At 64.0% G+C, this 16,958-nt stretch carries 15 protein-coding genes; 8 read left to right on the forward strand and 7 right to left on the reverse strand.

All coding sequences use genetic code 11. From position 1 onward, the window contains the following. Nucleotides 1-7 precede the first annotated feature (7 nt). Nucleotides 8-415, reverse strand: a complete 408-nt coding sequence (locus H582_RS0116705) for a VOC family protein (protein ID WP_028599427.1) — start codon at nt 413-415, stop codon at nt 8-10. A 148-nt stretch (nt 416-563) separates the two neighbouring features. Here H582_RS0116705 and H582_RS0116710 point away from each other — a divergent pair, with 148 nt between their 5' ends. Further along, complete coding sequence (locus H582_RS0116710) at nt 564-773, forward strand: hypothetical protein (RefSeq protein WP_028599428.1); 210 nt, start codon at nt 564-566, stop codon at nt 771-773. A gap of 114 nt (nt 774-887) precedes the next feature. Here the strand turns inward: H582_RS0116710 and H582_RS28140 are convergent, their stop codons facing one another. From H582_RS28140 to H582_RS0116725, 3 genes are all read right to left on the reverse strand, one after another. Continuing rightward, nucleotides 888-2,054, reverse strand: a complete 1,167-nt coding sequence (locus H582_RS28140) for a cation diffusion facilitator family transporter (RefSeq protein ID WP_084137383.1) — start codon at nt 2,052-2,054, stop codon at nt 888-890. Nucleotides 2,055-2,656: 602 nt separating this feature from the next. Next, a complete protein-coding gene (locus H582_RS0116720; RefSeq protein ID WP_028599429.1) occupies nt 2,657-3,670 on the reverse strand; it encodes a 1,4-dihydroxy-6-naphtoate synthase in 1,014 nt (337 codons plus the stop codon). 2 nt (nt 3,671-3,672) lie between these two features. After that, nucleotides 3,673-4,401 carry a futalosine hydrolase gene (locus H582_RS0116725; protein WP_052333362.1) on the reverse strand — a complete coding sequence of 243 codons (729 nt, stop codon included), beginning with the start codon at nt 4,399-4,401 and terminating at the stop codon, nt 3,673-3,675. Nucleotides 4,402-5,232: 831 nt separating this feature from the next. On the opposite strand from H582_RS0116725, the gene H582_RS0116735 reads away from it, so the two are divergent. From H582_RS0116735 to H582_RS0116750, 4 genes are all read left to right on the forward strand, one after another. Beyond that, nucleotides 5,233-7,446, forward strand: a complete 2,214-nt coding sequence (locus tag H582_RS0116735) for an AraC family transcriptional regulator (RefSeq protein ID WP_028599431.1) — start codon at nt 5,233-5,235, stop codon at nt 7,444-7,446. Between the two features lie 283 nt (nt 7,447-7,729). Beyond that, entirely contained in the window at nt 7,730-8,641 is a 912-nt protein-coding gene (locus H582_RS0116740) for an ABC transporter permease (RefSeq protein WP_043111471.1), read from the forward strand. Nucleotides 8,642-8,658: 17 nt separating this feature from the next. After that, the gene (locus H582_RS0116745) at nt 8,659-9,558 is read left to right on the forward strand and encodes a carbohydrate ABC transporter permease (protein ID WP_028599433.1); all 900 of its coding nucleotides are present in this window, start codon (nt 8,659-8,661) and stop codon (nt 9,556-9,558) included. A 160-nt stretch (nt 9,559-9,718) separates the two neighbouring features. Next, on the forward strand, nt 9,719-11,368 hold the full coding sequence (locus tag H582_RS0116750) for an extracellular solute-binding protein (RefSeq protein ID WP_043111472.1): 1,650 nt from the start codon (nt 9,719-9,721) through the stop codon (nt 11,366-11,368). Between the two features lie 146 nt (nt 11,369-11,514). On the opposite strand, the gene H582_RS30260 is transcribed toward H582_RS0116750, so the two are convergent. From H582_RS30260 to H582_RS0116765, 3 genes are read right to left on the reverse strand one after another with little or no spacing between them, the layout of a single operon-like run. Then, nucleotides 11,515-12,426, reverse strand: coding sequence for a DUF4097 family beta strand repeat-containing protein (locus H582_RS30260; protein ID WP_028599435.1), 912 nt, complete (start codon nt 12,424-12,426; stop codon nt 11,515-11,517). Next, a complete protein-coding gene (locus H582_RS0116760; RefSeq protein ID WP_028599436.1) occupies nt 12,423-12,983 on the reverse strand; it encodes an HAAS signaling domain-containing protein in 561 nt (186 codons plus the stop codon). Before H582_RS0116760 ends, H582_RS30260 begins: the two co-directional genes overlap by 4 nt. Beyond that, nucleotides 12,980-13,300 (reverse strand): PadR family transcriptional regulator, encoded by a 321-nt coding sequence (locus tag H582_RS0116765; protein ID WP_028599437.1) that lies wholly within the window; start codon nt 13,298-13,300, stop codon nt 12,980-12,982. The genes H582_RS0116760 and H582_RS0116765 overlap by 4 nt, the downstream gene beginning before the upstream one ends. 288 nt (nt 13,301-13,588) lie before the next feature. Between H582_RS0116765 and H582_RS0116770 the strand changes: the two genes are divergently transcribed. The 3 genes from H582_RS0116770 to H582_RS0116780 all read left to right on the forward strand — a co-directional run bounded on the left by H582_RS0116770 (nt 13,589) and on the right by H582_RS0116780 (nt 16,837). Further along, complete coding sequence (locus tag H582_RS0116770) at nt 13,589-14,959, forward strand: extracellular solute-binding protein (RefSeq protein ID WP_028599438.1); 1,371 nt, start codon at nt 13,589-13,591, stop codon at nt 14,957-14,959. 143 nt (nt 14,960-15,102) lie between these two features. After that, nucleotides 15,103-15,996: a carbohydrate ABC transporter permease gene (locus H582_RS0116775; protein WP_028599439.1), complete on the forward strand. Its 894-nt coding sequence runs from the start codon at nt 15,103-15,105 to the stop codon at nt 15,994-15,996. A 16-nt stretch (nt 15,997-16,012) separates the two neighbouring features. Continuing rightward, a complete protein-coding gene (locus H582_RS0116780) occupies nt 16,013-16,837 on the forward strand; it encodes a carbohydrate ABC transporter permease (RefSeq protein WP_028599440.1) in 825 nt (274 codons plus the stop codon). Nucleotides 16,838-16,958: the final 121 nt, after the last annotated feature.

The raw sequence follows: 16,958 nt of genomic DNA on the forward strand, positions 1-16,958 counted from the left end.
TGATCGGTCATTCGGGCAGTCTCTGCTCCTCGGCCGGCGCGACGAGCTCGACCTTGATCCGGTCCGGATCCTCGAAAAAGAGGATGTACGTCCCCGCCCCGCCCGCATGGGGATGGCGGTCTTCATAGAGCAGGTTCATTCCTCTGGCGCGGACTTCGTCGGTCAGCCGGTCCACCTGCTCGCGCGAGGCGGCGTGGAAAGCGAGATGGTTCAGTCCGACCCGGGCACGGTGGTACGGCACGTCCAAGTATTTCTCTTTCGCTTGCACGAACACGAGGTAGGTCGAGCCGTGCTTCCAGCTGCGGCCCTCCGGCCATTCCTGAAAGGGCTCGTACCCGAGCTCGCCGAGGAACCAGCCCCAAAAGGAAGCGGACTTTTGCAGATCGGAGACATATAGTTCGATGTGATGCAGCATGAATTCTCTCTCCTTGGCGCTGTAGTGGAGCCTGAGGAGCGGGGCTCTTATTTTCCTTTCCTTTAGACGTAAAGGGAATGGAAAGGTTTCTGTGATCTTCCAAAATCCGGATGAACTGTGATAGGGTAGGGCGAGGAGGGATGCATCTATGGATCTGGAGCGGGAAGTGCAGGACTTGAAGCGGCGGGTCGAGGAGTTGGAGGAGCGGGAGCTGGCGACGTCGGAGCGGGGATATGGGCCGGTCGGGCGCAGGGACACCGGGCTCGGGGGTAAGTTTTTAATCGGCATCGGCATCGGCGCGGCCGTGCTGGTTCTACTTCTATTTACGATAGGCGTCATTCAGTTCATCCGCGTTTGAGGAAAGAAAAGTCCAAAAGCCCATCCGGCGGGGAAACCCGTTTGGGTGGGCTTTTGACGCGGAACGGCAAGGCAATGGGCCTCGCGGCTGGACTCGGGGCGAATGCCGGAGCGATCAGCAGCCGAGCTCTTCGTGCCGGACGCTGGAATCCTCGATCTGGATCGTGCAGTGGCGGATGCCGTGCCCGTCCCGCAGGAGGGCGATCGCCTGCTGCAGGACGCGGCGGCTGTCGGCGTCGTCCTCGACGAGCAGATGGCAGGTCATGGCGTCGAAGCCGGAGGTGATCGTCCAGATATGGAGATCATGCACGTCGATGACGCCGGGCAGCGACTCCAGCTCGAGCTGCACCCGCTGCGTGTCCACCGTCTCGGGAGCGCCTTCCATGAGGATATGGACGGTGCTTCGGAGCATGCCCCAGGCGCTTTTTACGATCAGCAGCGACACGAGCACGGAGATCGCCGGATCGGCCCAGTACCAGCCGAACGCCCACATCAGCGCCCCGGCCGCGATCGCGCCGACCGAGCCGAGAGCGTCGCCGAGCACATGCAGATAGGCGCTCTTCAGGTTGACGTTGCCCTTCACGTCGCCCTGGCGCATCAGGAACCAGGCGCTGGCGAGATTGGCGAGCAGCCCGACCGCGGCGATTAGCAGCATCGAGCGGCTGGCGACCGTCGGCGGCTCCCAGAATCGGCCCCAAGCCTCGACGACAATGAAGATCGCGATGGCGATCAGCGTCGCGCCGTTGAACAAGGCGGCCAGAATCTCGAACCGGCGGAAGCCGAACGTGCGCTTCGGCGAGGAAGGGCGGGCGGCGAAGCCGACGGCGACGAGGCTCAGCAGCAGCGCGCCGGCGTCGCTGAGCATATGGCCGCTGTCGGACAGCAGCGCCAGGCTGCCCGTCGCCAGGCCGCCGACGAACTCCAGCACCATGATGCCGGTCGTAATGAGGAGGGCGATGAGCAGTCCGCGCTTGTTGCCGCTCCCGCCTCCGTGGAAATGACCGTGCCCGGCGTGGGAGTGGCCGTGATTGTGGGAGTGGCTATGGCCCGCGTGGGAGTGGCTGTGTCCGTTGCCGGAGTGGCTATGGCCTGAGTGGGAATGGCTGTGTCCGTCGTGGGAGCGGCTATGGGCAGAGCGGGCGTGGCTGTGTCCGTCGTGGGAGCGGCTGAGGTGGTCATGGTTGTGGGTTTGCCCTGGCTCTGCCTGCCCAAGGCTGCGCGTGCTTTCGAATGGAGGCGTGTCCTTTCCAACTCTGCGCCTTAGATCCGGTTCATGACTCATCATGAGCCTCCTTATCCCTTGATAATATATGAGCATTTGTTCATATATTGAGTTTAGTTGAGCCGCCTCGTCATGTCAAGCCGTGAGGGAGGCTGAATAGAGAGTTGAGAACGGCGCTCGCCTGGAGAACCATGCGCTTCCCATTCGATGCCAACGACTCCTCAGACGCTTAGCCGCCCTTTTTTCGCGTCTCCAAAAATCGAACGACTCCTCAGACGCTTAGACTAGCAATTCGCCTCTTTCCGCATGTTTTTCCGGCGTTTTGGCATGGCTAAGCTCCTCGCGCGTCGTTAGATTTTGAAGCTGTCCCATTTAGGGCTGCTAACGATCTGATTCGTCGTCAGCAGCCGTCATGTATCGACCGGAGAAGCCGCTTGCAAAACGGAGCGCCTTCCGCTGGAGCGAAGGTGCGATGCACGCGATCGGGACGAAGCGCGACGAAGAGGCCGGCATGGTTTATCGCTCGAATAGCTGCAAAAAAGCCCCGATCCAAGCTGCGAATCAGGGCGGATCGCAGCTGTTCGAGGCTGATTGCTCTTATGGCCAGGAGGACCGCGGCGCCATCCCCGCAAAGGCTCCGCACCGGGACATTCGCGCAGCGCTTAGCTCCGCAGCAGCGCCGGGTCGAAGTCGGGGACAAGGCCCTCGCGGGCGGCGCGGCCGAGCAGCGACTCGACGGCGGCCAGCCCGTCCTCGCCGAGCGACCGGGTGAACTCGTTGACGTAAAGCGCGATGTGGGAACGCGCGACGTCCGGCGACATCTCTTGGGCGTGCTCGCGTACATAGCCCGCCGATTCGTCCGGATGCGCCCAAGCGTATTCGACCGAGGCGCGCGTCCAACGGGCCAGCGACTCGACGTCCATGCCGCGGCGGGCGATGATCGCGCCGAGCGGGATCGGCAGGCCGGTGTCGGCCTCCCACCAGACGCCCATGTCGGCCATGAGCGTCAGGCCGTAGTCGGGATAGGTGAAGCGCGCCTCGTGGATGACGAGGCCCGCATCGACGCGGCCGTCCCGGACGGCGGGCATGATTTCGTGAAAAGGCAGGACGACGATGCGCGGCGGCTCGCCGGTGATCTGCTGCGCCGTCCACAGCCGGAACAGCAGGTACGCCGTGGAGCGGTCGCTCGGCACGGCGACCGTCCGGCCGCTCAGCCAGGACGGGTCCATGCCCGGCGCAGCAGCGCCGACATGGGAGCGAGCCGCTCCGGCTGACGCGTCGGCCGACGGGCGTGCCGCTGCGCCGCTGCCGCCTTGCGAGCTCGCCGCAGCATCTCCGGCTTCTCGCCGATCCGTTCCTGCGGTCGGCTCCGCCGCGCCGCCAACTTCCGCCCGCTCCGCAGCGATCCGGCCGCCGCCGGCCGTCAGCACGAGCGGGCCGCAGCCGCGGCCGAGCGCGCCGCCGCATGGGATGAGGGCGTAGCGGTCCAGCACGTAGGGGAGAGCGGCATACGAGATCTTCATGACCTCGGGTCCTTCGCCGCGAGCGGCCCAGCCGTTGGTGACGTCGATGTCGGCGTACGTCACGTCGAGCTCGGGCGCGCCCGCGATCAGGCCGTGCGCCCAGGCGTGGAACACGAAGGTATCGTTGGGACATGGAGAATAAGCGATTTTCATCTTCATCGGATGTTCAGCACCTCCGGCAAAATCGCGGCCGTCCGCTCCAGCGCCGCCAGCGCGTCGCCGATGCGCCAGGCGTCGCGGTCGCGCGGACCGACCGCGTTCGAGAGGGCGCGGACCTCCATCGCCTCGATGCCGTGCATCGAGGCGGCGAGCGCCGCGCCGTAGCCTTCCATCGCCTCCGCCGCCGCGCCGGGCACCCGGCGCAGCAGCTCGGCGGCCGTCTCTCCGCTGCCCGTCACCGTGGACAGCGTCAGCACCGGCGCCGCTGTCGCGGCCATGCCGGCCTGCCGCAGCGCCTCGGCCAGCGCCTCGGCGACTTCGCGGTCCGTCTTCACGCGCCACGAGCCGAAGCCGAGCTCGTCCACGCTGGCGAAGCCCTGCGCGGTCTCCGCTCCGAGATCGGCGCATACGATCTCGGTCGCGACGACGACGGAGCCGATCGGCGCGGCTCCGGGGAAGCCGCCGCCGATGCCGGCGCTGACGACATAGCGCAGCGGCGGCCCGCCGGCGATCGCCAGCGCCGTGCTGGCTGCCGCAGCGGCCGGGCCGACGCCGCCGGCGACGACGATGTAGCGCCCGACCCGGCGCAGGGGGCCCTCCGCCTCGCCGCAGCTTTCTTCGGGGCAAGCCTTCATCAGGCCCCGCACGACGGCATCCCGCTCCGCTTCGACGGCGGCGACGATCAGGACATAGGCGGGCGGGTCGGGCAGGATACGTTTTTTCATTCGGAATGGACCTCTTTCCTCGGATGTGCCGCCTGCCGGTCCTCGGGCCGCATAGGCGCGGCGAGGCCGGGGCAGGTTCGGCTGCTTCCTCTAACGATACTCCTGCGGGCTGCCGGATTCAAGGAAGCCGCGCGTCAGGACGGAAAACGGCGTGAGCGCGTGGGAGGCGGCGCGGCGCAAGGGAGAGGGGGCGAAGCGGGGGAGCATGCCGCATCACCGGCGAAAAAGAGGGCTGCGGCGGAGGCCGGATCAGCGGCGGGGAAAATCGTGAAGTCGGCGAATGTTGAGAATTGGCAAAGCTCGTCTTCCTGCGTATGGTAGCCTGAGAGAGGAGGATAGGTTAGCATGGAGAAAAAAGCAAAGCGGAGCCTAGAGAGCCCCGGCCGGCCTCGTTCTGCCGCAACCGAAGCCGACGCAACCAAAGCCGACGTCGCATTGGCGCCCCCCCAAAACCGAAGCCGTCGCAGCCGAGTCCGCCGCCGCCTCGGCGACCCCCGCAACCGGAGCGGCCGCAGCCGAAGTCATTGCCGCATCGGCGCCCTCCGCAACCGAATCCGCCGCACTTGAGTCCGCCGCCGCCTCGGCGACCCCCGCAACCGGAGCGGCCGCAGCCGAAGCCACCGCCGTCTCGGCGCCCCCCGCAACCGAATCCGTCGCACCCGAGTCCGCCGCCGCATCCGCGCCCCCCGCAACCGCAGCCGCCGCGGACCGTCCCGCTCCGATCGCGCCTATGCTGCGCCTTCGCGTCTGAATAACGGCCGCCAATCGCGCAAGCGCCGCGCCGTAGGGCCGCTTCGGGCTTCGTCTACCATGGCTGAAGGGAGGATCTTCATGAAAAGCAGCTGGTTCCGCAAGCTTCTGCTCTCGTACCTTCCCGCTTTTTTCATCGTCGTGTCGATCCTGTTCGTCGTCTTTTTCCAAGCTCTGAACGAGCAGAGCCGCAAGGAAGCGGCCAAGGCGAACGACTTCCTCGTGCAGCAGGCGATCCGCCATGCCGACAACTCGTTGCGCGCCATCGACTACCGCATCCTGCAGGACATCCTCGGCTCCGCCGTGCTCAAGGATTTCTACCGGGCGGAGGCGGAGGACGTCTTCGTCAACCTGCAGGCGGACCGGCTGATGGACTCATGGGCGTTCGGCAATCCCGCCATCGACTCCATTTATTTGTACCGCCCCCGCGACGGCTTTGTCTTCGGCGACGGCTCGCTCAAGACCGAGCCGTTCCGCGACGCCGCCTTCCTCCGATCCTATCTCGACGGGGAGCGGCCGATCGGCCAATGGAGCGACAAGCGCTCGTTCCAGCCGTATGCCATGTCCAAGCCGGCGGAGGTGATGACGATCGTGCGGGCTTACCCGGGCTTTTCCAGCGTCAAGACGGGCTACGTCGTCGTAAACGTCAGCCTGTCCAAGCTGGGGCAGGAGCTGGCTTCCATGTACGACCCCGGCCAGACGTTCATCGCCATGTCCGACCGCAGCGGCCAGCCTGCGATCGGGCCGAGGCTGGACGGCGGCGAGCTCGTTCTGGCCCAGTATGTCTCGCCGTACACAGGCTGGACGGTTTCCAGCGGCCCGACGGGCAAAGGGCTGAAGCTGACGCTCGACCTGTACAGCGTCTGGCTCGTGCTGGCGCTGGGCGCCGTCCTGCTCGGCATCGCCTGGGTCGTGCATGTCACCCGCCGCAATTACCGGCCGATCAGCCAACTCGTCTCGCTGATTCGCTCCAGCTCGCTCGTGCCGCAGGACGGCCCGGGAGCCGACCGCAACGAGCTCGGCTTCATCCGCCTGTCGCTGGAGCAGCTGATGGAGGAGATGAAGCGCTCCAAGCAGCAGGATACGGAGAACCGGCTGCTGCGCAAGCGGCATCGCTTTCTGGAGGCGCTGGCGGGCGGCGCTCCGATCTCCCAGGCCGAGTGGGAGTCCGATCTGGAGCGTCTTGGCTTCGAGCCCCGCGGGCGGACGGCGTTTGCGTGGACGCTGGAGATCGACCGCCATGCCGCTTTTTGCCGAGCCTACAGCGCCCACGACCAGGCGATGCTCAAGTTCGTGCTCGCAAGCGTCGTGACGGAGACAGTGCAGGGCGGCGGCGGAGCGGCTTGGGCGGAATGGACGGGAGACCGGCGCATGAGCGCGATCGTCTGGCTGCCGCCGGAAGCGGGGCTGGACGAGGCGAGGCGGCTGGCCGCCGAGGCGTCGGACTGGATCCGCGACAATCTGGCGTTCGGCGCCACGATGGCGCTGCACGGTCCGGCCGGACCGCTCGAGGAGATCCGCCGCTCGGCGGACATCGCCGCCAGCCTGCTGGCCTACAAGGCCGCGCTCGGCACGGGCAAGGTCATCACGCCGGATCGTCTCGGCAGCGGCGGCAGTCCGCTGCATGACCATTTCGGCACGATCCAGCAGCTCGCCCAGGCGTTCCGCACGGGCGACCCCGGCTGGAGGGAGCGGCTGCGCAGCCTGTACGCGCAGATCCGCCAGTCCTGCTTCTCGCGTCAGGAGATCGAGAGCCTGCAGCAGGTGCTGTACCAGCAGATGGATCGGATGTTCCTGGAGCTGGCCAAGGAGTACTGGACGGCGTGGAAGGAGGCGGAGGCGGAGCTGCTCGCCCTCGACCGGGAGTGGGAGGCGCTGGACGAGCTGGAGGCAGGCTGCCTCGGCGCGCTGGAGCGGATGGACGCGCGGATGAGCGAGCTGCGCGACTCGCAGTCGGCCCGCAGCGAGATCGCTCAGATCCGGGCTTACATGGAGGAGAACTTCGGCAGCCCGGAGCTGTCGCTGGACTATTTCGGCGATCGCTTCTCCATCCATCCCAAGACGATCAGCAAGCTGTTCAAGGAGCAGTTCGGCGAAAACTTCATCGACTTCCTGATGGGGCTTCGGATGGAGCAGGCGAAGCGCATGCTCGGCGAACCGTCGCTGTCGCTGCAGGAGATCAGCCGGCACATCGGGTATTACAACTACAATTCCTTCAACCGCGCGTTCAAGAACCATACCGGCATGTCGCCGAGCGATTTCCGCAAGCGGGCGCCGCGACCGAGCGCCGGGTGATCCGCAGCCTTCCGGCCTTCCGGCCTTGCCTACGCCATTTGGCGCAGGCAAGGCTTTTTTCTATTCCGCTCGCCGATCGGGTCAGATAATATGACGCGGACGTCACAGAGACGGCTGCGACCGGATCGGAATGGCGGCCGTTTCGGCCCGAAACGGCGCGGAGAAAATCGTGAAGTCAACGAATCTTACGCATTGCGGCTGCGGAGGCGGGCGGGCTACCATCGAATCAGCGACGCCGGCCGCCCGGGCCGAGCCGGTCCCATCCAAGCGGTTGCGAAAGGAGATGCCTATGGCTCATGCATGGACAAGGGTCAAGCGCAGCTGGGAGCTGTACGTGCTGCTGCTGCTGCCTGTCCTGTATCTGATCGTCTTCAAGTACGTTCCGATGTTCGGCGTCCTGATCGCCTTCAAGGATTTCAACATCGTCCAGGGCATCCTCGGGAGCCCATGGGTCGGCCTCAAGCATTTCGAGGCGCTGTTCCGCTCGCCGAACTTTCCGATCCTCATCCAGAACACGCTGCTCATCAGCCTGTACTCGCTCGCAGCGGGCTTCCCGGTGCCGATCCTGCTGGCGCTGGCGCTGAACGAGGTGCGGACCGGACTGTTCAAGCGATCGGTGCAGCTCGTCACCTACGCGCCGCATTTCATCTCCACCGTCGTCATGGTCTCGATCCTCATCCTGATGCTCTCGCCGCATGTGGGCATCGCCGACCGGCTGTACGGCCTGTTCGGCTGGACCGCGCCCAACTTCATGGGCGAGCCGGGCTTCTTCAAGTCCATCTACGTCTGGTCCGGCGTCTGGCAGGAGATGGGCTACGCCTCGATCATCTATATGGCGGCGCTGGCCGGCGTCGATCCGTCGCTGTACGAGGCGGCGAGGATGGACGGCGCGTCGAGGCTGCGCAAGATGCTCCACATCGACCTGCCCGCGCTCGTGCCGATCACCGTCATCCTGCTCATCCTGAGCCTCGGCAACATCATGGGCGTCGGCTTCGAGAAGATCTACCTCATGCAGAACCCGCTCAACGTCGCCACCTCCGAAGTCATCGCGACCTATGTGTACAAGGTCGGCCTGCTCGGGGCGAACTTCAGCTTCTCGTCCGCCGTCGGCCTGTTCAATTCCGTCATCAACCTCATCCTGCTCGTCGCGGTCAACACGATCTCCCGCAGGGTGTCGCAGAACAGCCTGTGGTAAAAGAAGGGAGGATGCCCATGCTCCGCTCCCGGCGCATCAAGGAGCCGATCGGCGACCGCATGCTCGTCGCCGCCATCTACGCGGCGCTCGCTCTTGTCGCCGTCGCCGTCGCCTATCCGCTGCTCTACATCGTAAGCTCGTCCTTCAGCTCTCCGCGAGCGGTCGTCTCCGGACAGGTGTGGCTGCTGCCGGTCGACTTTTCGCTGCGGGCCTATGCTTCGATCTTCCAGAGCTCGCAGCTCATGCTCGGCTACTGGAACAGCATCGTCTACACCGTCGTCGGCACGTTCCTGAACGTGGCGTTCACGGTGCTCATGGCCTTTCCGCTGTCGCAGCGGCGCCTGGCCGGAAGAGGCTTCTTCATGGTGCTGATGATGACGACGATGTTTTTCAGCGGCGGCCTCATTCCCACCTATCTGCTCGTGAAGGAGCTGCATCTGCTCGATACCCGCTGGGCGATGTGGCTGCCGGGCGTGTTCTCGGTATTCCAGGTCATCGTCGCCCGCACCTTCTTCCAGACGTCGATTCCGGCCGAGCTGCAGGAAGCCGCCGAGATCGACGGCTGCCGCGATATCCGCTACCTGTGGAGCGTCGTGCTGCCGCTGTCCAAGCCGATCCTCGCCGTGCTCACGCTCATGTATGCGGTCGGCCACTGGAACGCCTATTTCGACGCGCTCATCTACCTGCGGTCGGAGCATCTGTTCCCGCTGCAGTACGTGCTGCGCAACCTGCTCATCCTGAACGCGTCGGATCCGGAAATGCTGGCCAATACGACCAAGGGGATGCGCGACCAGGGCTTTGAGCAGGCGCTGAAGTATGCGCTCATCGTCGTCGCCAGCGTGCCGGTGCTGGTTCTGTATCCGTTCGTGCAGAAGCATTTCGCCAAGGGCGTCATGGTCGGCTCGCTGAAGGGTTGACCGGCGCGCGGCTTCAAGGAGGTGAGGCTTTCCGTCTGCGCGCCTCTTCCCTGGGAGGAGGCGCGGGAGACAGCACGGCCGGCTCGTCCGCGAAAAGCCGGACGGGCCGGAGCAAGGCTGCGCATGATTGGATTGGACCATATCGAAGGGGGCTGAGCGTATGGGATGGAAGCGCGAGGGGAAGCGGCTGGCCGTGCTGCTGGCGGCGACGGGCCTGCTGCTGGGAGCTTGCTCGAGCGGCAGCGAGAACGGAGCGGCCGGGGGCGAGGCAGCGGGAGCGGCGGAGGACGGAAAGCCGGTCGAGATGACGTTTTTTGCCGTCCAGGGCAAGGCTCCGCTGGAAGAGAACGAGTATACGAAGCGGGTGGAGGAGAAGTTCGGCGTCAAGATCAAGTGGGATCTCGCTCCGCAGGACGCGCTCAAGGACCGGCGGCAGCTGCTGCTGGCCAGCGGCGACTACCCGGAGGTGTTCCTCGAGGGCAAGTTCTCCAACACCGACCTGCTGACGTACAGCAAGCAGGGGGTGCTGATTCCGCTCAACGGCTTGATCGACCAGTACGCGCCCAACCTGAAGGCGCTCATGGAGAAGAAGCCGTACTTGAAGGAGTCGATGACGGCTCCCGACGGCAACATTTACGGCATCCCGCGCTTCAACGAGTGCTACCACTGCACTTATTCCGAGAAGTACTGGATGAACAAGGACTGGCTCGACAAGCTCGGGCTGCAGGTGCCGACGACGACCGACGAGCTGTACGAGGTGCTCCGGGCCTTCAAGACGAAGGATCCGAACGGCAACGGCAAGGCCGACGAGATCCCGCTTACGGGGGCTCCGAACAAAAACGTCTGGAACGGCAATTTCGACGCTTATTTGATGAATGCCTTCATCTATAACGACAACGACAAGTACCTGACGCTTCAGGACGGCCAGGTCGGCTTCGCGGCCGACAAGCCGGAGTGGAGGGAGGGCCTCGCCTATATGCGCAAGCTGTACAAGGAAGGGCTCATCGATCCGGCCGCGTTCACGCAGAACGACCAGGCGATCAGCCAGCTCGGCAATCGCGAGGGAGACGAGATCGTCGGCTCGATGACGACGGCGCTGCTCAGCTATCTCGTCAATGTGTGGGACGACGGCATCACGCGCCATCAGCATTGGGTCGCCGTGCCGCCGCTCAAGGGACCGGGAGGCGTGCAGCTGACCGGCGTGCAGCAGGGCATCACCGACTTCGCCTTCGCGCTGACGAACAAGGCGTCCGAGCGGCAGCAGATCGCGGCGATTCATCTCGTGGACTACGCGTTCAGCGAGGAAGGCGCGCTGCTGAGCGAATACGGCGTCCAGGAGGGCATCGGCTGGAACAAGGCGAAGGAGGGCGAGCTCAACATCTGGGGCAAGCCGGCCAAGTACAGCTTCGACAACCTGCCGCCCGCCGACGAGAACGAGATCCGCAACGACAGCTGGTCGCTGCTCGGACCGAAGGATATGTCCAAGGAGTTCCGCGACGCGTTCGCCTCCAGCCAGAACCCGCTCAGCTCGAAGGGCTACGAGACGCGGCTCGCCCAAGCGACCAAGCTGTACGAGCCGTACGCTCCCGCGGAATTCTATCCGTCCGGCGCGTACCTGCGGCCGGAGGATACGGAGACGGCGGCCCAGCTGACGACGGGAATCAAGGAGTACGTCATGACCAACCTCGCCCAGTTCGTCATCGGCAACAAGGATCTGGACACGGATTGGGACGCGTATGTCAAAGGCTTCGACGGCCTGAACCTGAAGCAGTACATCGACATCTATCAGGCGGCCATCGAGAAGAAGTAGCCGAGCGGGCGCGGCGGGAGCCGAGCGCGCGAAGCGGCGTGAAAACGAGAAAAAACCGGCGGAAAGAGCCGGTTTTTTCTCGTTTTTCGCGATGCGCTTCAATCCGCTCCGCGCCGGAGCCCTTCCGGCCGGCCGGCCGGAAGGCGTCATTCCTCCCGCAGCGAGATGTTGCCCGAGCCGGTGCTCAGCTTCACCTGCACCTGGCCGTCGCCGAAGACCAGCTCGCGCGATTTGCGCTCGCCGTCCTCGTCCTCGTTCCAGTCGCTGCGGAAGCGGCCGGAGCCGACCGAGTACTGGACCGTCGCGGAGGCCGGGGCGATCCTCGTCGCCAGCGTAATGTTGCCGCTGCCGCTGCTCGCGGTGACCGGCAGCTCCAGCCGGTCCATCTCGGCCCGGATGTTGCCGCTGCCCGCATCGAGCTGGAGGGCGGCCAGCACGTCTTCGAGCGAGATGTTGCCGCTGCTCGCCTTGGCCGCCAGCTCCTCCGCGACGACGCCTTCGCCGTCGATGCTGCCCGAGCCGGACCGCAGGCTGATGACGCCGCCTTTGACGCCGCTCAGCTCGATGTCGCCGGAGCCGGTCTTGAACGTCAGCTCCCCGGCCTCGATTCCTTGGGCGTCGATATCGCCGCTGCCGAGCTCCGCTTGCAGCGCTTCGAACTTCCGCGCCGGGACCTCGATGCGCATCGTCACGTTCACGATGTTGAAGCCGAACGTGAAGACGCCGCCTTCCTTGCCCTTGACCGTCAGCTCGTCGCCTTGCGGATCAAGCTCCAGCTTGATCTTGTCGAGCGACTTCTTGCTCGCGCGGCCGGTGATCGTCGCGACGATCTTGTCGTCGCTCGCGCCTGCCGCCAGCTCGATGTCCATGCTGCCGGCCTCCGCCCGAAGGCGCGAGATGCCGTCCGCCGGCACCTCCTCGCTCAGCCTCACTTCTTCCGTGCCGAACTGGAGGAGCGACTCCCGGTCGCCTTGGCCGAACGTCACGCCGGCGCCGATCAAGCCGCCGAGCAGCAGGATCAGGCCGAGCAGGACGACATTCCTCATGCTGCGGTTCATCTCGCCACGCTCCTTTTCATCATCTTCGTGTTGGCCAGCAAATACTTCAGCGTCAGCCGCATGATGCCTCCGGTCAGCTTATAGGCCGCGGCTCCGAGCAGCAGCCCGAGTCCGCCGGCGATCATCGCGCCGAAGACAGCGAGCGGCATCGCGATCGCGTCGCCGGTCCATCCTTCCAGCAGGACCGCGAAGGCGGCGATGACGAACGAGCCGGCGACCGCCCACAGCGCGAGCAGCAGCCCGAGCAGGGCGAGGTACGGGCCGAGCACGAACACGAGATTGAAAAAGCCGAGCCCGACCGCGGCGAACACCGCCCTCGAGACGAGCCGCACGCCTCCGCCTCCTTGGCTGGCTGCCTCGACGCGGTAGCCGAGCAGCAGCTCGCGCGCGACCGCCCGCGGATCGCCGAGCTCCGCCGCTGTCTGCTCCTCCGGCTGCCCCTGCTCCGCCGCGATCCGAAAATGCTCCTCGTAGTCATACATCCATTCCCGCCGCTTCGCCTCGGGAACGGGGGCGAGCTGCTGCCACAGCTCGTTCAAGTAATGCTCCCTCGTCATCGTTCCACACCTTCCTTGATCAATTCGTCGACGGCATGCGAGAAGGTCCGCCACTCGCGCAAGAGCTCCATCAGATGCTGATGCCCGAGCGGCGTCAGCTTGTAGTACTTGCGGGGAGGTCCTTCCGGCGATTCGCGCAGGTAGGTCGTGAAGTACCCTTCCTGCGTCAGCCGGTTGAGCAGCGGATAGACGCTGCCGACCGCGACCTCGAACTTGGACGACATGGCCACCGCCAGCTCGTAGCCGTAGCGGTCCTCCCAAGCGGTCAGGGAGAGGACGCACAGGTCGAGCACGCCTTTTTTGAATTGCACGTTCATCCGCATGGCTCCTATCTTATGCACGGTATTAATTAATGTGTAATAGCTGTCGATGAGGAATACCGTTCGCTGGAACCAACATACCATGCGCTATTCATCATGGCAAGATAGCGGCGCGAAAATCGGACGAAAGCCCGGCGGCCCCTCCGTCTCGAGACGGAGGGCTGCCGAACCAACACCTGAAAAAATCAAACCTCACCCCTGAAGTTCCTGCCTTGTTGCAACCGCTTCACGAGCGCATAATCCAGATATAACTTGCCAAGGGGGACTTGAAAGGTGGAAAAACAGATGAGAAGGTCCGAAAAGAAAGCTCTGAAGAAATCCGCGCTGCTGCTGACGGCAGGCGCGCTGGCGGTCGGCCTCGCGGCATGCGGCAGCGGCAACGAGCCGGCGGCCAATACGGGCGGCGCGTCCAACGAGGCGGCAGCCAATACGGGAGCCTCCGGCGGCGACAGCGGCAAAAAAGTGACGATCACGTTCCAGAACATCTACCCGGACGAAACCTCCGTGACGAACAAGATCATGAAGGAGCTCGTCGCCGACTACGAGGCGGCCAACCCGAACATCAAGATCGAGCTCGACTCGCTCAATACCGACCAGCAGAAGCTGAAGCTGAAGACGCAAGCGGCCTCCAAGGAAGTGCCGGACATCACGATCGTGAATCCGGCCGCCCAGATGAAGCCGTTCGTCGACGCGGGCGTGCTTGCGCCGCTCAACGACATGCTCGACCAGAACGGCCTGAAGGATACGTTCCAAAAAGGGCTGCTCGACTACTACAGCTTCGACGGCAACGTATACGCCCTGCCGGACGGCAACAACATCGAGGTCGTCTACTATAACAAGGACCTGTTCGCCCAAGCGGGCATCACCGACGTGCCGAAGACGTTCGACGAGATGCTCGAGGACGTCAAGGCGCTTAAGGCGAAAGGCATCACGCCGATCGCGATCGGCGAGAAGGATACATGGACCGGCTCGTTCCTGTTCATGAACATCCTGCTCCGCACGAACGGCGGCCCGGGCTTCCTGCAGGACGTCATGGACGGCAAGAAGGACTTCAACGATCCGGCGTTCACGGAAGCGGTCGACGCGTTCCAGGAGCTGGTGCAGGCCGGCGCGTTCCCAGAGGGCGCGACGAGCATCGACGCCAACGCAGGCGGCAACATTTTCAAGACGGGCAAAGCGGCCATGTTCATCATCGGCTCGTGGGAAACGGGCAACATCGACGCTTCCAGCGTAGCGGGCAAGGTCGGCGCGTTCTCCTTCCCGACGGTGAACGGCAAGGGCGACGTCAACCAGTTCATGCTGGCGCCGGGCTCCGGCTTCGCGATCAGCGCGAACAGCAAGCATCCGCAAGAAACGAAGGACTTCCTGAACTACTTCATGACGAACTTCCCGAAAAAGAAATTCGAGCTGAAGGACGCAGTCGGCCTCGGCCAAGTCGTCGAAGGCGACTTCGCGGCAGCGGGCTACTCCGATCTGGCGGTCGGCATCCTCGATCTGTTCAAGAGCGTCAGCGGCGGCGACCTCGCCTTCGACAACACGATGAACCCGGCCGTAGCCCAGGCTCATCTGAGCAGCATCCAGAACCTGTTCGTGCAGAAGGTCGATTCCAAGCAAGTGGCGAAAGAGCATCAAGACGCGTTCGCGGCCAACAAGTAAGCCTGCGATAGGCAGCTAGCCGGCCCCCTGGCCGGAAGAAAGGCCGGGCGGCAAGGACGGTTTCCCCGAAAGGGGGCTGTCCTTGCCTTTTCGGCACAGCGGACGGCTCTCGTCCGCTGCGGGAGAGGAGTAGAGATAAAACCATGAATGTACTCAAAGTGCGTTGGTGGACGATCGGAATCTTCGTGCTTCCTTGTCTGCTGCTGTATATGATGATGGTATTCGTCCCGATCGTCATCTCGGGCTATACGAGCCTGGTCGAGTGGGACGGCATCGGCGTCAACAAGACGTTCGTCGGCCTCGACAACTACGTCGACATCCTGTTCCATGACCCTCATTTCTGGCCGGCGGTGCGCCGCACGCTGATGTACGCGGTGTTCTCCATGGCGGAAATTCCGATCTGCCTGCTGTTCGCGATCCTGATCAACCGCTACGTCAAGCGCGGCAACCGGCTCGTGTCGATCTACTTCATGCCGGTCATCCTGTCGGTCGTCATCATCGGCCAGCTGTGGAAGACGATCTACAACCCGCTCGACATGGGCGGCATGATCAACGGCATCCTGAACGCGCTCGGCATGCAGGGGCATATGCGCGCCTGGCTGAGCTCGCCGCAGTTCGCGATGTACTGCCTGTACTTCGTCTCGCTCTGGCAGTATTTCGGCTATCACCTCATCATCCAGTTCACCGGCGTCCAGAACATCCCGTCCGACATCTACGAGGCGGCCAAGATCGACGGCGCGGACGGCTTCAAGGCGGACCGCTACATCACGCTGCCGCTCATCGTGCCGGTGTTCAAGATTTCCATCGTGCTGGCGTTCATCGGCTCCCTGCAGGCGTTCGACCTCATCATGGTCATGACCGGCGGCGGACCGGCCCACGCGACGGACGTCATCTCGACGCTCATGTACAACAACACGTTCCTGACCTTCAAGTACGGGTACGGCAGCGCCTTGGCCATGACGCTGGTGTTCATCTGCCTGGCGTTCACCTTCGTCATCAACGGCGTTTTCAACCGCATCGAGAAAAAGGTCGGCTAAGGGGGAGATACGGTCTATGGCATCCATCAAAAAAGGAGTCGTGTATCTTCTCCTCGGCATCCTTGTCGTCACGCAGGTGTACCCGCTGCTCTGGCTCATCCTGTATTCCTTCAAGACCAATGAGGAAATCCTAGGCGGGAGCTTCTTCGCGCTCCCGGCGTCTCCGCGCTTCGCGAACTATACGGAGGCGTACGAGCAGGGCAACTATCTGCGCTATCTGTTCAACAGCATCTTCGTCACCGTCATCACGATGGTCGTCGTCATCGTGCTGGCGTCGATGGTCGCCTATGCGATCTCCCGCTTCCGCTGGAAGCTGGCGCCGGCCGCGCTGCTCGTCTTCATGCTCGGCCTCATGATCCCGATGCAGGCGACGCTGCTGCCGCTGATGGTCATGTTCAAGAACATCGGCATCCTCAACACGCATTGGTCGCTCATCCTGCCGTACATCGCGTTCCAGACGCCGGTCGCGGTGTTCATCCTGAGCGGCTTCATGAAAGGCATCCCGCATGAGATCGAGGAGTCGGCGTTCATGGACGGCGCGAGCGTGTACCGGATCTTCCGCAGCATCATCCTGCCGATCTCGGTGCCGCCGATCATGACCGTCTGCATCCTGACGTTCATCAACATCTGGAACGAGTACATCCTGGCGGCGACGTTCATCTCCTCGGAGCGGCTCAAGACGCTGCCGTTCGGCGTCAACAGCTTCGTCAGCCAGTACACGACCAATTACGGCAACATCGGCGCGTTCCTCGTGATGGGCGCGATTCCGGTCATCCTGATCTACTTCATCCTGTCCGAGCGCATCACCAAGGGCATGGTGGCCGGCGCCGTCAAGGGCTGACGCTCTCGGCAGAGCCGGGCAGGGCCGGTTCTGCCGGAGCGGTCCGGAGCCTTCATCGTCAACCGCTTCATTCGGTTCATCCGCTTCAAAAGCGAACCCCGCCTCCCGCGCGAATTTTTTT

This window comes from Paenibacillus pasadenensis DSM 19293, assembly GCF_000422485.1.
GTDB classification, from domain to species: Bacteria; Bacillota; Bacilli; order Paenibacillales; family Paenibacillaceae; genus Paenibacillus_O; species Paenibacillus_O pasadenensis.

Excerpts from the sequence above, each read along its gene's own strand:
- H582_RS0116780 (WP_028599440.1), top strand. The coding sequence starts at position 16,013 with ATGGCATCCATCAAAAAAGGAGTCGTGTATCTTCTCCTCGGCATCCTT.
- H582_RS28140 (WP_084137383.1), bottom strand. The coding sequence starts at position 2,054 with ATGAGTCATGAACCGGATCTAAGGCGCAGAGTTGGAAAGGACACGCCT.
- H582_RS0116750 (WP_043111472.1), top strand. The coding sequence starts at position 9,719 with ATGGGATGGAAGCGCGAGGGGAAGCGGCTGGCCGTGCTGCTGGCGGCG.
- H582_RS0116770 (WP_028599438.1), top strand. The coding sequence starts at position 13,589 with ATGAGAAGGTCCGAAAAGAAAGCTCTGAAGAAATCCGCGCTGCTGCTG.
- H582_RS0116735 (WP_028599431.1), top strand. The coding sequence starts at position 5,233 with ATGAAAAGCAGCTGGTTCCGCAAGCTTCTGCTCTCGTACCTTCCCGCT.
- H582_RS0116760 (WP_028599436.1), bottom strand. The coding sequence starts at position 12,983 with ATGACGAGGGAGCATTACTTGAACGAGCTGTGGCAGCAGCTCGCCCCC.
- H582_RS0116775 (WP_028599439.1), top strand. The coding sequence starts at position 15,103 with ATGAATGTACTCAAAGTGCGTTGGTGGACGATCGGAATCTTCGTGCTT.
- H582_RS0116740 (WP_043111471.1), top strand. The coding sequence starts at position 7,730 with ATGCCTATGGCTCATGCATGGACAAGGGTCAAGCGCAGCTGGGAGCTG.
- H582_RS0116710 (WP_028599428.1), top strand. The coding sequence starts at position 564 with ATGGATCTGGAGCGGGAAGTGCAGGACTTGAAGCGGCGGGTCGAGGAG.
- H582_RS0116725 (WP_052333362.1), bottom strand. The coding sequence starts at position 4,401 with ATGAAAAAACGTATCCTGCCCGACCCGCCCGCCTATGTCCTGATCGTC.
- H582_RS0116720 (WP_028599429.1), bottom strand. The coding sequence starts at position 3,670 with ATGAAAATCGCTTATTCTCCATGTCCCAACGATACCTTCGTGTTCCAC.
- H582_RS0116745 (WP_028599433.1), top strand. The coding sequence starts at position 8,659 with ATGCTCCGCTCCCGGCGCATCAAGGAGCCGATCGGCGACCGCATGCTC.
- H582_RS0116705 (WP_028599427.1), bottom strand. The coding sequence starts at position 415 with ATGCTGCATCACATCGAACTATATGTCTCCGATCTGCAAAAGTCCGCT.
- H582_RS0116765 (WP_028599437.1), bottom strand. The coding sequence starts at position 13,300 with ATGAACGTGCAATTCAAAAAAGGCGTGCTCGACCTGTGCGTCCTCTCC.
- H582_RS30260 (WP_028599435.1), bottom strand. The coding sequence starts at position 12,426 with ATGAACCGCAGCATGAGGAATGTCGTCCTGCTCGGCCTGATCCTGCTG.